Source organism: Arthrobacter sp. UC242_113, assembly GCF_044054585.1.
Taxonomy (GTDB): Bacteria; Actinomycetota; Actinomycetes; order Actinomycetales; family Micrococcaceae; genus Arthrobacter.
This window is the reverse complement of record NZ_CP171968.1, coordinates 4,175,330-4,189,276: the sequence shown is the minus strand read 5'-3', so window position 1 is coordinate 4,189,276 and position 13,947 is coordinate 4,175,330. Positions and strand designations below refer to the sequence as shown.

At 68.4% G+C, this 13,947-nt stretch carries 15 protein-coding genes; 6 read left to right on the top strand and 9 right to left on the bottom strand.

Features of this window, described 5'->3' with window-relative positions:
* Window positions 1-4: 4 nt before the first annotated feature.
* Both ACHMXB_RS19075 and ACHMXB_RS19070 read right to left on the bottom strand, forming a co-directional pair.
* Window positions 5-775: a YcnI family protein gene (locus ACHMXB_RS19075; RefSeq protein ID WP_395400958.1), complete on the bottom strand. Its 771-nt coding sequence runs from the start codon at window positions 773-775 to the stop codon at window positions 5-7.
* 155 nt (window positions 776-930) lie between these two features.
* Complete coding sequence (locus tag ACHMXB_RS19070; protein WP_395400956.1) at window positions 931-1,557, bottom strand: hypothetical protein; 627 nt, start codon at window positions 1,555-1,557, stop codon at window positions 931-933.
* 210 nt (window positions 1,558-1,767) lie between these two features.
* On the opposite strand from ACHMXB_RS19070, the gene ACHMXB_RS19065 reads away from it, so the two are divergent.
* Both ACHMXB_RS19065 and ACHMXB_RS19060 read left to right on the top strand, forming a co-directional pair.
* Complete coding sequence (locus ACHMXB_RS19065; protein ID WP_395400954.1) at window positions 1,768-2,400, top strand: hypothetical protein; 633 nt, start codon at window positions 1,768-1,770, stop codon at window positions 2,398-2,400.
* 116 nt (window positions 2,401-2,516) lie between these two features.
* On the top strand, window positions 2,517-3,329 hold the full coding sequence (locus ACHMXB_RS19060; protein WP_395400952.1) for a YcnI family protein: 813 nt from the start codon (window positions 2,517-2,519) through the stop codon (window positions 3,327-3,329).
* Here the strand turns inward: ACHMXB_RS19060 and ACHMXB_RS19055 are convergent.
* Together ACHMXB_RS19055 and ACHMXB_RS19050 are read right to left on the bottom strand one after the other, a co-directional pair.
* Window positions 3,326-4,576 (bottom strand): beta-ketoacyl-[acyl-carrier-protein] synthase family protein, encoded by a 1,251-nt coding sequence (locus tag ACHMXB_RS19055; RefSeq protein ID WP_395400950.1) that lies wholly within the window; start codon window positions 4,574-4,576, stop codon window positions 3,326-3,328. The two genes, ACHMXB_RS19060 and ACHMXB_RS19055, sit on opposite strands and share 4 nt — an antisense overlap.
* Before the next feature lie 62 nt (window positions 4,577-4,638).
* Window positions 4,639-6,252: a peptide chain release factor 3 gene (locus ACHMXB_RS19050; RefSeq protein WP_395400948.1), complete on the bottom strand. Its 1,614-nt coding sequence runs from the start codon at window positions 6,250-6,252 to the stop codon at window positions 4,639-4,641.
* 328 nt (window positions 6,253-6,580) lie between these two features.
* Here ACHMXB_RS19050 and disA point away from each other — a divergent pair, with 328 nt between their 5' ends.
* The gene (gene disA / locus ACHMXB_RS19045; RefSeq protein ID WP_395400946.1) at window positions 6,581-7,657 is read left to right on the top strand and encodes a DNA integrity scanning diadenylate cyclase DisA; all 1,077 of its coding nucleotides are present in this window, start codon (window positions 6,581-6,583) and stop codon (window positions 7,655-7,657) included.
* A gap of 149 nt (window positions 7,658-7,806) precedes the next feature.
* On the opposite strand, the gene ACHMXB_RS19040 is transcribed toward disA, so the two are convergent.
* Window positions 7,807-8,532 carry a hypothetical protein gene (locus ACHMXB_RS19040; RefSeq protein ID WP_395400944.1) on the bottom strand — a complete coding sequence of 242 codons (726 nt, stop codon included), beginning with the start codon at window positions 8,530-8,532 and terminating at the stop codon, window positions 7,807-7,809.
* A gap of 161 nt (window positions 8,533-8,693) precedes the next feature.
* Between ACHMXB_RS19040 and ACHMXB_RS19035 the strand changes: the two genes are divergently transcribed.
* The 3 genes from ACHMXB_RS19035 (at window position 8,694) to ACHMXB_RS19025 (ending at window position 10,782) form a co-directional block, all read left to right on the top strand.
* Window positions 8,694-9,140 (top strand): hypothetical protein, encoded by a 447-nt coding sequence (locus ACHMXB_RS19035; protein ID WP_395400942.1) that lies wholly within the window; start codon window positions 8,694-8,696, stop codon window positions 9,138-9,140.
* A gap of 166 nt (window positions 9,141-9,306) precedes the next feature.
* Window positions 9,307-10,143 (top strand): A/G-specific adenine glycosylase, encoded by an 837-nt coding sequence (locus ACHMXB_RS19030; protein ID WP_395400940.1) that lies wholly within the window; start codon window positions 9,307-9,309, stop codon window positions 10,141-10,143.
* Between the two features lie 141 nt (window positions 10,144-10,284).
* A complete protein-coding gene (locus ACHMXB_RS19025; RefSeq protein WP_395400938.1) occupies window positions 10,285-10,782 on the top strand; it encodes a hypothetical protein in 498 nt (165 codons plus the stop codon).
* Window positions 10,783-10,810: 28 nt separating this feature from the next.
* Here ACHMXB_RS19025 and dhaM read toward each other — a convergent pair whose 3' ends face one another.
* The 4 genes from dhaM to ACHMXB_RS19005 form a co-directional block, all read right to left on the bottom strand.
* On the bottom strand, window positions 10,811-11,554 hold the full coding sequence (gene dhaM / locus ACHMXB_RS19020) for a dihydroxyacetone kinase phosphoryl donor subunit DhaM (protein WP_395400936.1): 744 nt from the start codon (window positions 11,552-11,554) through the stop codon (window positions 10,811-10,813).
* A complete protein-coding gene (gene dhaL, locus ACHMXB_RS19015; RefSeq protein ID WP_395400934.1) occupies window positions 11,551-12,177 on the bottom strand; it encodes a dihydroxyacetone kinase subunit DhaL in 627 nt (208 codons plus the stop codon). The genes dhaM and dhaL overlap by 4 nt, the downstream gene beginning before the upstream one ends.
* Before the next feature lie 2 nt (window positions 12,178-12,179).
* Window positions 12,180-13,181 carry a dihydroxyacetone kinase subunit DhaK gene (gene dhaK, locus ACHMXB_RS19010; protein WP_395400932.1) on the bottom strand — a complete coding sequence of 334 codons (1,002 nt, stop codon included), beginning with the start codon at window positions 13,179-13,181 and terminating at the stop codon, window positions 12,180-12,182.
* A gap of 224 nt (window positions 13,182-13,405) precedes the next feature.
* A complete protein-coding gene (locus ACHMXB_RS19005; protein WP_194717972.1) occupies window positions 13,406-13,924 on the bottom strand; it encodes an amino-acid N-acetyltransferase in 519 nt (172 codons plus the stop codon).
* Between the last annotated feature and the right edge of the window lie 23 nt (window positions 13,925-13,947).

Here is a 13,947-nt window from a genome sequence, read left to right as displayed (position 1 = left end):
TGGGCTACTTCTTGGCCGCCCGGGTGCGGACCAGGGCCGTGGCGCCCGCGGCGAGGCCAAGAAGTCCAGCGACCAGCCCGATCCAGCCCGCGGCCTGGCCGCCATTGGATCCTGTTGCCTGCGTTTCCGATGCCGGCGCGGCCTCGGGCGTGGCCGATGCGGAACTAGCCGCCTCCGCCGCGGTGACAACGAACGAGGGCGCGGGGTGGTGCTCCTTCGCCTCAGCGGCCGGAGCGGAAGCTGCGGCGGAGGAGGTTGCGGACGCGTGGTCGTGTTCGGCCTCGGCCGCGTCTGCCCAGTTGACGGTGGTGCCGTCGGTGTAGCGCTGGGCCGCGGGCAGCATCAGGGTGGTCCCCGCTACGGGGAGCCGGCCGACGGACAGAGTGAAGGTCTGGAATTCCTTCTGCCCGATCTGGTGGGCCGCATCGGCGGTCCAGATCACGCTGGTGGGGGCCTTGGTGACTGTTGCGCCTGCAATTTCCACCGGCTTGGGAAGGGTAGAGGTGACCACCTGCGCCTTCCAGCCGTCCATGGGCTTCACGGAGACCGACGTCAGCGGGGTGTCGGTGGGGAGCTTGACCTCCAGCCGGTCGGTCTTGGCCGTCTCCGATTCGTTCGGAACGCTGAACGTCAGCTTGGTAAAGCCGCCCTCGGCAGTTGCGGAGGGGTCAACCGTGACGTGAGCAGAGGCGGCTGCGGCGCCGGCGGCGAGGAGCCCGGCGGTGAGGGATGCGGCTGCGGCGGTCTTGAGGGTACGGCGCATGGAGGAGTTCATGAGGGTAATGCCTTTCAAAGAAAAAACAGTCAGGGGCCGTGCACCATCGATGCGTCATCAAGGCGGCACGGGCAGGTAGCTGCACGCCGCCGTCGGGCCCTGCCTGAAAAGCGGAACCGTCCATCAAGGAACGGCCCGTTCTGAAAGGAACCCGTCTAGGCGGCCAAAGGCACCGGCGGCCCTCGCCGGGTGGGCAGCCGGACGCCTAGGCGCGTCCGCGGGAGGAGCGCCGGGGATGGAAATGGCGCGGGGGTGCGGGCGGGAAGGATAACTGGCGGCTCGGGCAGGCGGATAAGCGGCCGCAGCCAGGAAGCAAGGGCTGACAGCACGCGTTCCCCCCGCGCCAGCAGGGCTGCGGTGCACAGGGTGGCCACTGCGTGCGCTGCGAACATGACGCCGTCGGACGCCGCGGAATGGACGCTTCCGGCGGCTGCCGACCCTGCGGCGGCCAGCACGTCTGGAGTTATGGCACCCGGATGGCCGGCATGGCCCGTCATCAGCGCCGCGGACTCCGGTGCGGCCGTACCCGCGCCACCCAGCGCATCGAGAGCCCAGTGCAGCCACGATTGGCCAGCACCCAGCAATGACACCAAGGCAGGTGCGGAGAGGCGGAACCGCGTCAGTGCGGCGACGGGAACCAGTGTCACCGCGAACAGTGCCGCCAGGATGGCCGCTGAGGGAAGCTGGCCGCCGCCCGCGAGGTGCCCGCCGGCAGCAAACCCGATAATGAGCGAACCGATCAGCCCGGTGCGGAAAAGCCGGAACGAGGCGCGGGGCATCATCAGCGGTCCTTTCCGGAAGATCGACGGGCACAGCGGGCGTCCCAGCAATTCTACTGGCCGGCCCGTGCTGCTGCCCTGCCCCATGACCCGGACCACCATTCCGGGCCGCCCAACCCGTAACAAACCAGTCAGGACCCAAGGTTTTCCCACGCTGCCGTGTTTACGGTCGGGGTGTCACAGCAGCTCCGGGCCTGGTGGAGGGAGGCACCGATGGAACTCCGAGGTCCCTTGCGCCACTTCCGCGCGGTCCTGGTTACCGTCGTGGCGGCCTCACTTGCCACCGCAGGCCACGTGCTGGGTGGCGGGCAGCTTCCCGACGTCGAGACAGTTGCCCTGGCGGCGGCAGTCCTGTTGGCCCCGGCCGCCTGGCTCGCGCGGCGGCAGCTGTCGTTCGCTGTCCTTTTCGCGCTGCTCGGCGCCGGCCAGCTGGCGCTGCATATAGCCTTCGCAGTTTTCTCCGCCGGGGCTTCCTGCCTGCCCCAGCTGACCCTTGCCCCGCTGGCGCACTACGGGCATGGGGGCCTGAACTGCACGGCGGCAACGCAGACCACGGCCATGGATACAGTGGCCATGGGCGACGGCGCCAATTCGCCCGCCATGCTGGCAGGCCACCTCCTCGCCATGCTCGCCACCGCCTGGCTGTTGCGGCGGGGCGAGGCCGCACTGTGGCAGCTCCTGGCATGGCTCCGCCCGCTGGCGCGGCTCCCCCGGCCCGCCGGGCTCACGCCCGCCCCTCACCGCCCTGCGGCCTGGCACACGGTCTTCGTCGCTGCCCAGCGCCGCAACCAGCGGCACGACACTCTTCGCGGCCCGCCCAAGGCCGCCCTCCCGCGCACCATCTAGTAACCTTCCTGCGCATGGCCAACGAGCCTGCGGAGGGGTGCCGGGACGCCGCCTGACCATCCCTCACTCCGCTGCCCCTCCACACGAGCGCCGCAGCACCCGCGAAAGGCCCCGTCATGACTACCTCAAACTCCCGTGCAACAAAGTCCCGGTCACTGAAAACCTCTGCCCTCAAAACCGCCACAGTTTTCACGGCGGCGGCCGGCCTCATGGTCCTGGGGGTGGGCTCGGCATCCGCCCATGTCCATGTGGACCCCGCCTCAACCTCGGCCGGCGGCTTCTCGCAGCTGACCTTCAGGGTTCCCAACGAGTCCGCTGCCGCCAAGACCACCAAGGTCACCGTCACGCTGCCCACGGCGACGCCGTTCACCTCCGTTTCGGTCAAGCCCATGGACGGCTGGACGGCCAAGATCGCCGAGGCGGCCCTGCCCGCGCCCGTCACGGTGGACGGGGCCAAGGTCACCAAGGCAGCCGCCACGGTCACCTGGACCGCCGATGCCGCCCACCAGCTCGGCCAGCATGAATACCAGACGTTCTCCATCTCCGTCGGGCGGCTCCCGGAGGCCGGTACCACAGTAGCCCTGCCTGCCGCACAGACCTACTCCGACGGGACAGTGGTGAACTGGAACCAGCCCGAAACCGCCGGCCAGCCCGAGCCCGAGCACCCGGTCCCCTCGTTCGTCACCACTGCGGCCGCGGACGAGCACTCGCATGCGGCACCGGCTGCCGCGGCGGCCCCCGCCGCCGGCAGCACGACTGCAGACACGGCAACTGCGGACACAGCAGATACGGCGGCGGCAGCGTCGACCACCCCGGTCGCCGCCGCGCCTGACAACACGTTCGGCATCATCGGCCTCGGCGCAGGCCTGCTCGGCCTGGCTGCCGGGACGGCGGCCCTGGTGCGGACCAGGAAACCGCAGCAGAACTAGCCGCGGGTGACCACGAGCGCCGCGCTGTGCCCGCCGAACCCGAAGGCATTGACGAGTCCCACCGTCGCGGTGCTGCCGCTGACGGTACCGGTGATGACGTTGAGGTCCACCTCGGGGTCAAGGGCAGCCACGTTGTAGGTGCCGGGCAGGTCGCCGGTCCGGAGGGCCTGCAGCGTGGCGATGGCGGCCAGAGCTCCCGCTCCGCCAAGCAGGTGCCCGGTGAGCGACTTTGTGGAGGTCACCGGGACCTGGTCACCGGCAATGGTCTTGATGGCCTGCGCCTCCAGCCGGTCGCCCACGGGGGTTGAGGTGGCGTGCGCGTGCACGAATCCGATGTCCGTCCCGCGGAGGCCGGCGGAGGCAAGGGCCTTCTCCATGACCCGCACCTGCATGTCCGGATCGGCCGCCACGATATCGTTCGCGTCCGAGGTCACGGCTGCCCCGGCTACGCCGCCCAGCACTTCCGCGCCCCGGGCGCGTGCGTGGTCCTCGCGCTCCAGCACCACAATCCCCGCGCCCTCGGCCAGGACGAAGCCGTCGCGGTCCCGGTCGAACGGCCGCGATGCCCGCTCCGGATCGTCGTTGCGCGTAGAGAGCGCCCGGATCTGCGAGAAGCCGCTGATGATCAGGTCGTTGACTGCGGCATCAACGCCGCCGGCAATGACGACGTCGGCCGCCCCGGACCTGATCATTTCGGCACCCTGGGCAATCGCCTCGGCCCCGGACGCACAGGCGCTGACCGGAGTGTGCGCCCCGCCCTTGGCACCGAGGTCGATGGAAACCCACGCGGACGGCCCGTTCACCATGAGCCGGGTCAGGGTGTGCGGCGAAACCTTGCGCGGGCCGCCGTTGTCCAGTTCCCGAACCTGCGCGATCACGGTGTCCATGCCGCCGTAGGCCGAGCCAATGACGACAGCCAACCGCTCCGGTTCGACGCCCGGCTTCCCCGCCTGCTCCCAGGCTTCGCGGGAGGCAACGAGCGCCAGCTGCCCGCAGCGGTCCATGCGCTTCAGCTCGCGGGTGCTCAGGAACGCGCCCAAATCGGCGGTGACCCGGCCGGCGATGCGCACCGGCAGGGCTTCAGCCCAGCCGTCCTCGAGCGCCGCGATGCCCGAGCGCCCTGCCAGCATGGCCTCCCAGGTCTCGGTCACGGTGGCCCCGAGCGGGTTCATGGAACCCATGCCGGTCACGACGACGCGGGCTGCTCCTGTAACGGGTGTTGCGGCAGACGGCTGGTTTGTGGGCACGGCGATACCTTGCTTCGTTGGTTGGGAGACCGTTCGGGAGCCGGAGCCCCGCGTTGGTGCAGTTACTTTGCGGGGTTGTGCGTCCCGATGGGCACCAGCGTGAGGTCGGGATGGTTCTTCTCGATGCGGCGCAGGGCCCAGACGTCGTTGAAGAGGGCCAGGTATTCGCCGTCGGACCGCAGCAGCACCTCGGCGCCCGGCACGTTGGCCAGCGCCGGCATGGCGTCCGCCGTCGAGATCCTGGCCATGGAGTACGGGAGGCGTTCCAGCCGCATGGGCGCGCTGAAGTCGTGCGCCATGCGGTCCTCCACCACCTCAAACTGCATGGGCCCGACGGCGGCGAGCACGGGCGCCTGGTCACCGCGGACGTCGGAGCGCAGCACCTGGATGACGCCCTCATGCTCAAGCTGCTCGATGCCGCGGCGGAACTGCTTGAAGCGGCTGGGGTCCTTGGAGCGGGCAACCTGGAAGTGCTCGGGGGCGAACAGCGGGATGGCCGGGAACTCCACGGCTTCCTCCAGGAACAGGCTGTCCCCCACGCGGAGCGAGGACGCGTTGACCAGGCCCACGACGTCGCCCGGGTAGGCCTCGTCGATGACCTCGCGTTCCCGGCCGAACACCTGCTGCGCGTACTTCGTGGCGAACGACTTTCCGGTGCGGGTCTGCGTGACCACCATGCCGCGCTCGAACACGCCGGAGCAGACACGGATGAAGGCCACGTGGTCGCGGTGGGCCTTGTTCATGCCTGCCTGGACCTTGAAGACGAAGCCGGAGAACGGGGACTCGACGGCACGCGGGCTGCCCTCGATGTCCGGGCGGGGCGCGGCCGGCGGGGCGAAGTCCACCAGGGCGTCCAGAAGTTCCTTGACGCCGAAGTTCAGCGCCGCGGAGCTGAACAGGATGGGGGTGGCCTTGCCGGCGTGGAAGCTTTCGACGTCGAAGGCGAGGTTGGACTCGATGACCAGGCCAGCCTCGTCGACGGCATCCGTCCAGTTGTTGCCCTGGCTTTCGGCCGCTTCTTCGGGGGTGAAGTACTCGGTGAGGGCGATGCTCGCGCCGGCGTTGTTCCGCTGGAAGCGCGCGAACCTGTCGTTGCGCAGGTCCCAGACGCCGCGGAAGTCTCCGGAGATACCCACGGCCCAGGTCAGGGGCATGGGCTGCAGCCCGGTTCGCTCCGTGATCTCGTCCATGAGGGCCAGTGCGTCCAGGCCCGGGCGGTCCCATTTGTTGATGACAGTGATGATGGGGAGGTTGCGCTGTTTGCAGACCTCGAACAGCTTCATGGTCTGCGTCTCAAGGCCCTTGGCCGCGTCCACGAGCATCACGGCGCAGTCGACGGCGGCGAGCACGCGGTAGGTGTCCTCGGAGAAGTCGGCGTGGCCGGGGGTGTCCAGCAGGTTGATCACGGTGTCCCGGTAGGAGAACTGCAGGGCGGCCGAGCTGATGGAGATGCCGCGGTCCTTCTCCATCTGCATCCAGTCCGAGACCGTCTCCTTGCGGTTGGCCTTGCCGCTGGAAGCGCCGGCGGTGCCGATCACCTTGGCGTGCAGGGCGAGGGCCTCGGTGAGCGTGGACTTGCCGGCGTCCGGGTGGGAGATGACAGCGAACGTCCGGCGGCGGGAGGCCTGCTTATGGATCTCGTGCACTCGGGCGGGGCTCTGCACTTCTTGGGACACGGTGCTACTTTCACTGCGATCCGCGGGGGATCCTGATTGGAAAAGGTGGCGGCGGAACCTGCCAGCCAAGGCTTCAAGTTTATCGCAGGGGCGGAATCCGCACCGAAAGCGGGCCAAAAGTGCCCCTCAGCCGGCCGGCGTCGGACGCACTCCGGATGCCTGTTCCGCACGCCCCCGACGAGGCACTTTAAGGCTTGTCCGTGCGGTTGTTGGGGTAATCTACCTCTAGGATGGTGCATGCGGGAAACCGAGTACTTTTGATCCTGCCGGCGAACTATCGGAAACCGGCGAACCTGCAGGCCCGCCTGCACCTTTGAAGGGAATATCTATGGCTCGCAGCCCTGAAGAATCGCTCAAGGCGACTTTGGGGAGGGTGGCCCCGGGGACCGCGCTGCGGGACGGCCTGGAACGCATTCTCCGCGGACGCACCGGCGCGCTGATCGTGTTGGGCTCGGACCGGACCATCGACTCGATCTGTTCCGGCGGCTTCGACATCGGCATCGACTTCTCGCCCACCCGGCTCCGCGAACTGGCCAAGATGGACGGCGCCATTGTTTGCGATAAGGATGCCAGCAACATCCTGCGCGCGGCAGTTCAGCTCGTCCCGGACTCGAGCATCGAAACTCAGGAATCGGGCACCCGGCACCGGACCGCCGAACGCGTCGCCATCCAGACCGGCGTCCCGGTGATCTCGGTGAGCCAGTCCATGCAGATCATCGCCCTGTACGTCAACGGGCTGCGGCATGTGCTCGAGGGCTCCGAAAAGGTCCTGGCCCGAGCCAACCAGGCCCTGGCCACCCTGGAACGCTACCGTTCCCGCCTTGACCAGGTGACCAGCTCGCTCTCCGCCCTGGAGATCGAGGCCATGGTGACGGTCCGTGATGTGGCCGTGACCCTGCAGCGCCAGGAGATGGTGCGCCGGATCTCCGAGGAAATCTCGCAGTATGTTCTGGAGCTCGGCGAGGACGGCAGGCTGCTGTCCCTCCAGCTGGACGAGCTCACAGTGGGCCGCGGCCCGGGCAGCGACATCATCATCCGTGACTACGCCGGGCCGAACGCAGCTCCGGAGGACATCGACGGCGCGGTCAGCGCGCTCCTCAACCTCGGCCCCACCGAACTGATCGACCTCAGCAAGATCGCCGGAATCATCGGCTTCGCCGGCGGCGTGGACACCCTCGACGCCGTGGTGCAGCCGCGGGGCTACCGGCTCCTGTCCGGACTCAAGGCCGTGCCGAAAGCTGTCGCGGACAGGCTCGTGGACCACTTCGGCGGGCTGCAGTACCTCATGGCCGCAACCATTGATGACCTGATGACCGTGGACGGCATCGGCGACCAGCGCGCCCGCACGGTCCGCGAGGGCCTCAGCCGGATGGCCGAAGCCAGCCTGCTGGACCGGTTCCTCTAACCCGGCCGATTTCCTCTAACCCGGTCGAGTGCTCCTCCCCACCGCCACCCTCGCCTCGCAAGCTCGGCCAGGGAACCCTGTCGGCGTGGGCCCAGCCCTTTGGGGCGCCCAAAAGGGCCGCTACGGAGCAACCGATGGAACACGCAGCGTCAGCCGAGCTGGAAAACCGTCGGCGGGCTGACCTTGGCGCCAAGCTTCGCGATGAACACGTAGTACCCGCTGCCGGCAACCGAACCGTCCGGCACCGACTCACAGCCCTGCACGGAACGGTTGCGCGGCCACGGGAAGTTCGCCGTTTCGCTCTTGCCCGGCGCAATGGTCTTGACCAGGTCAGTGCTCGCGGCCTGGCAGTCGGCGGAGGAGAAGACGCGGTCCGAGCCGCTGGTGACCAGGAAGTCCATCTGCGACGTGCCGATGTTCACCTTGCACGGAAGCTTCCCGCCGTTGGTGACCGTGAGGCTCAGCACCGGCTTCTCATCTGCGGCGTAGGACGTCTTGTTGGTGGCCGCCTTGACTGTCACGAGCTTCTGGTCGCACGTGGGCGAGGTGGAGGGGGTGGCAGAAGGGCTTGCCGACGCCGTTGCCCCCGGCTGCGCGGTGCTGCCCGCCGTTGAGGAGCCCTGCGAGGAATCCTGCGCGGAGACGGCCCGCTCGGCGCCGCCGAGGAGGCTGGAAACCGTTGCGACACCGCCGGCAACCAGTCCCAGGACCAGCAGCAGCGCCACTCCGGCAAAGAGCCGACGACGGCGGTACACTGCGGGGCTCGGCTTACGGCCCGCGCGCGGCGCCGTTTTCCCGGGTGCCGTTTTCTGTGCCGCCGGTTTCGGTGACCGGTTCCGGCCCGCGCCGGAGTTCGGAGTGTCTTGCCTGCCCATGCTTCTAGGCTAAGTAACGGCCGGGTTTCTGCTGCAGCACCACGCCGCCACCGCGCCACCATGTCCAATTCGTGACTCAAATTCGGGTGACAACTGTCAGCACACTTACTAAAATTGAATCCCGGATACCACTTACCGGGCCGAGTTGGAGAGGACCACTGATGGTAGATCACGTGTCTGGCGGTCACCTCGAACGCGTTCTGCTGCCGCTGACGTTTGGCAAACATCAGAGCCAGGGCACTGCGTTCACGGTGCTTGCGGTTGAGATCTGGGACACCGGGATCGTGGTGAACCTGCATCTCGCCTCAGTCAATGACGACGAGCCGCAAACCCCCGAAATCGTTATCCATGACCATTTCGGCACAGAGTACAAGCTGGATGAGGTGGCCACCGTCGGCTCCCGCCAGCTGCAGTTCTTTGCGCCCTCAATACCGGAAGGAACGCGCAGCCTGACCATCCGCTCAGTGGACCCGAACAGCGCCAGCTTCGTAGTGGCCCTTGCTGTTCCGGCGGCCAACGGCCGCGGCGGCGAAACCCTGCACGGCCATGTCAGGCGGCTGCCTGCGCGGCAGGAAGGACTGCCTCCCGCGGAGAAGGAGGCCAGCTGACGGCGCCGGGCCGGAAACCGCCGTCGGGGTTTTCAACTAGAGTGTTGGCATCAAAACCACAGCCGATTACCCCGACCTGACGGACGTCCACTCCTCACTGGAGGACTGGTTCGACGCCGAAGCCCGGGATTTGCCGTGGCGCTCGCCCGACTGCCCGCCCTGGGGCGTGCTGGTCAGCGAGATCATGCTGCAGCAGACCCCCGTGGTCCGCGTGCTGCCGGTCTGGGAAGAGTGGCTGCGCCGATGGCCGGAGCCTGCAGCGCTGGCACGGGAACCCGCCGGTGAGGCGGTCCGTGCCTGGGGCCGGCTGGGCTATCCGCGGCGCGCGCTCAGGCTGCATGCTGCCGCAACCGCCATCGAACGCGACCACGGCGGCAGGGTCCCGCAGGACTACGCCGAATTGCTCGGACTGCCGGGGGTGGGCAGCTACACGGCGGCCGCCGTCGCCGCCTTTGCCTTTGGGCGCCGCGAGACGGTGGTGGACACCAACATCCGCCGCGTCCACGCGCGGCTCTTTTCCGGCTCCGCCCTCCCCGCCCCGGCCCTGACGGCCGCCGAGATGCGGCTTGCCGCGGAGCTGCTGCCGTCCGACGCCGGCAGTTCCGTCCGCTGGAACGCTTCGGTTATGGAGTTGGGGGCGCTGGTCTGCACGGCGCGGGCACCCAAGTGCGCCGCCTGCCCCGTACGCGACCGGTGCGCGTGGCTCGCCGCCGGCGAGCCGCCGCCGTCGTATACGCCCAAGGGCCAGGCGTGGCACGGCACAGACCGCCAGGTCCGCGGCGGCGTGATGGCGGTCCTCCGCCTGGCGGACGCGCCGGTGCCGGCGGAGATGTTCCAGCAGGCCCCCGCCGACCTCGGGTTCGAAGCCGCCGGCATCGGCGTGCCGCTGGCCGCCCTGCACCGGTTGAACTGTGCGCCCGAGCAGCTGGAACGGGCGCTGGCGGGCCTCCTCGAGGACGGCCTGGCCGAACTGCACCAGGGCGGGTATCGGCTGCCCGCCTGACTGCCGCGCCCGGACCGCCCGGCACCTGCCGCCCGGGCTTTGGTCTCAATTAGGCACCCACCCCACGGACCCGGGTAACGATGAGGGCGCCAGTTTTGGCCCCGCCGGGTCCCCTTCAGGACATCGGAACTAGCCTGAAGTATGGGCAAGACAGGGGTACTTTTGGCCACAATCACGACGACGGCACTCCTCTCGGGGTGCCATGCTTTCGAAACTGCGTGCCCGGCAATCGGCCAGGCGTCAGGGGTCGCGGTCACGGTGGCCGCAGGCTACGCGCCCGAAGTGAAGACGCTTCATGTGAAGGCCTGCCAGGACGGCAAGTGCAAAGAGGACACCCTCCAGCTCGTAGCGGGCTCGGTGCCGGTTGACTTAGGCTGCGCCGATGATTCCAGGCCCGATGCCGTGTGTGCGGCAACGTCCAAGCCGGACGGCACGCAGCGGGGAATGCTGAATCTGGACGCGCTGGGCGAGTCACCGATCGACGTCACGGCCAGTGGGCGCTACACCGACGGCGAGCCGCTGCCCGTCCGCACGCTGCGCTTCGCCCCCAGGGCCAGCTATCCGTTCGGCGAGCAATGCGGGCGGTTCATCTCCGCCTCAGTGGTGCTGGATGCGTCAGGCCTCAGGCAGGACAGGTAGCTGCCTGAACCAGCCTGCCTGAACCCTCTCAGGGTTCCCCGAAACCGTCCCGTACCAGCCCCGCCACATACTCCACGGCGCGCTCGGCGTCGGGTCCGTACGCTTCCACGTGCAGTACCGATCCCTTGCCCGCACCCAGTGTCATCAGCCCCGTCATGGAGGCGCCGTCCACCCCGTTCACGGTCACGTCCGCATCCAGCGCTGACAGGCCGCCGGCTATCTTGGCGGCCGGCCGGGCATGCATTCCTGCGAGGTTGACGAGCTCGAAGTCGCCGCTGGCATCCGGGGCCAGAGGTTCCGGCTCACCTGCGGCCTGGCCGGCAGGGGTCTGCGTTCCGGGCTCCTTTCCGGCGGTGGCAGCGGCCGCGTAATTCTCTGCCTTGGGCCGCGGCGCGGGATAGCCATGGGTCGCCTCGGCTGCACGCCGGACAGCATGAACGCTGGCTCCTCCCTGGGCCGCCACCGCCGCCGCCACGAGACCCTCGATGATCGGGGCGTCGGCGAGGAGCACGGTGCCGCTGCCCTCGGCGAATTCCATGGCCGATTCCGCGGTCATCACGGCCGAGCCCAGATCGGTCAGCACCACCACACCATCGCCTCCGGCAGCGGTCTCCAGCGCCGCCATCACCTTTTCCATGCTGGTGCCGATGCGGCCGTCCGACGTTCCACCGGCCGGAACCATCATCACGTCCGGCGCCATCTGGGCCGCGAGCTCCACGGCGCCGTCGGCAATCTTGTCACTGTGCGAAACCACCACGATCCGCACCGTCATGCGGCGGCTCCCGCGGCGGCGCGGAGGATGAGGGCACTTGAGGCGGCTCCGGGATCCCGGTGGCCGGCGCTCCGCTCCCCGAGGTAGCTGGCCCTGCCCTTGCGCGCCACCAGCGGATCAGTGGCCACGGCGCCGGCCTCGGCAGCCTCCGCCGCGGCGATCAGGACCGCGAGCGTGTCGCCGTCGGCCGCTGCCGCTGCGGCTGCGTCAACGGCAGGGGTCCAGGCGTCAACCATCGTCTTGTCGCCCGTCTCGGCCCTCCCCCTGGCCACGATGCCGTCCCGCGCCGCTGCGAGTGCTGCAGCGAGCGATGCAGCATCAATGTACGCGGCATCGCCCAGCGTGGTTGCGGCCCGCAGGAATGCCGTGCCGTAGAGCGGACCCGCAGCCCCGCCGACCTTCGACATCAACGCCATGGCCGTCAGCTTGAGCGCTGCGCCGGGGGTTTCGGGAGGACTTTCGGCGAGCTTGTCGAGCACCGCCTGGAAGCCGCGGTCCATGTTTTCGCCGTGGTCAGAGTCGCCGATGGCCCTGTCCAGCTCGATGAGCTCCACCCTGTGCTCCGCCATCGCCTGGGCCGACAGCGTCAGCCATTTGACGGCCCAGGTCACGTCGAGCCCCACGGCTACACGCCCCACCGCAGGGCCGGCGTGTGCACGGGCGCATCCCAGAGGGCCGTCATCTCATCATCAAGCCGCAGCACCGAGACGGAACAGCCCTGCATCTCGAGGGACGTGATGTAGTTCCCCACCAGGGAACGCTCCACCGCGAGGCCCCGCTCCGCCAGGATCTGCGCGGCCCGGCGATAGACGATGTACAGCTCGCTCAGCGGCGTTCCACCCATGCCATTGACGAACAGGAGCACTTTCTCCCCCGACGCCGTTCCGAGGTCGCTGAGGATCGGCTCCAGCAGGCGGCCGGTGATGCCGTCGGCGTCCTCCATGGCGATCCTGTGCCGGCCCGGCTCACCGTGGATCCCGATGCCGATTTCGATTTCGTTTTCCTCCAGGTCGAAACTCGGGGTGCCGGCATGGGGCACCGTGCAGGCCGAGAGCGCAACGCCCATGGTCCGCACGTTCTGGTTCACGCGGTCACCGATGGCCGCCACCGCGTCGAGGTCGTCGCCGCGCTCGGCCGCCGCCCCGGCGATCTTCTCCACCAGGACCGTGCCGCCCACGCCCCTGCGGCCGGCCGTGTACAGCGAATCCTCCACCGCGACGTCGTCGTTGACGAGCACGGTGCGGACTTCAACGCCCTCGGCCTGGGCCATCTCGGCCGCCGTCTCGAAGTTCAGGACGTCGCCGGTGTAGTTCTTCACGATATGGACCACCCCTGCACCGGAGTTCACCGCGAGCGTGGCCGGAATGATCTGGTCGGGGGTCGGTGAGGTGAAGACGGCGCCGGGAACAGCGGCGTCGAGCATACCGCGCCCCACAAATCCGGCGTGAAGCGGTTCATGCCCGCTGCCGCCGCCCGAGACCAGGCCGACCTTGCCGGCAACGGGCGCGTCCTTGCGGGTGACGTACTTCGGGTCGGCGCTGACGGTTACTAGGTCTGCATGGGCTAGGCCGAATCCCTCCACGGATTCATCCACAACAGCGCGGGGATCATTGATGAGCTTTTTCACGGCCGGCTCCTGGGCTCTCGATGCTTCATTGACATCCGTCAGGATGTGCTTTGACCCTACTACCGGCACCTGCTGCGCGGTAGTTCGGAAACGGCGGAAGGGACAGCCCCCAATGCTGTCCCTTCCGACTCCAAAGAGTTTATCCAGCAAATTTATAAATGGAAAGGAGTGTTACGGGAGAATCCAGCCGGGCTGAGTCCGTCCCGCGGGGATCGGGGCAGGCTCTAGAGAGCCTTGATCATCCTCGTGTTGCCCAGCGTGTTGGGCTTCACGCGCGCAAGGTCCAGGAACTCCGCCACGCCTTCGTCATGCGAGCGGAGCAGCTCGGAGTACACCTGCGGATCCACTGCCGACTGGTCCGCCATGACCTCGAATCCGTGCCGTTTGAAAAAGTCCACCTCGAAAGTCAGGCAGAACACCCGCGAAACGCCCAGCGCGGCGGCCTGCTTCAGGAGACTCTCGACGAGGACGTGGCCCACTCCCCTGCCTCGCCAGGCATCCGAGGCGGCAAGGGTGCGGACTTCTGCGAGGTCCTCCCACATGACGTGCAGGGCGCCACATCCGATGACCTCGCCGGCCGCCGACTCGGCTATCAGGAACTCCTGCAGGCTCTCGTAATAGGCCACCGTCTCCTTGGCCATCAGTATTCGCTCTTCCGCCAGCGGCGCCACCAGTTTCTTGATGGCAGCCACATCGCTGGTCCGGGCAGGGCGAACGGTGAAGGAGTCAGTCACAGCCCCCATCTTACGGCGACGGCCCCGGTCGC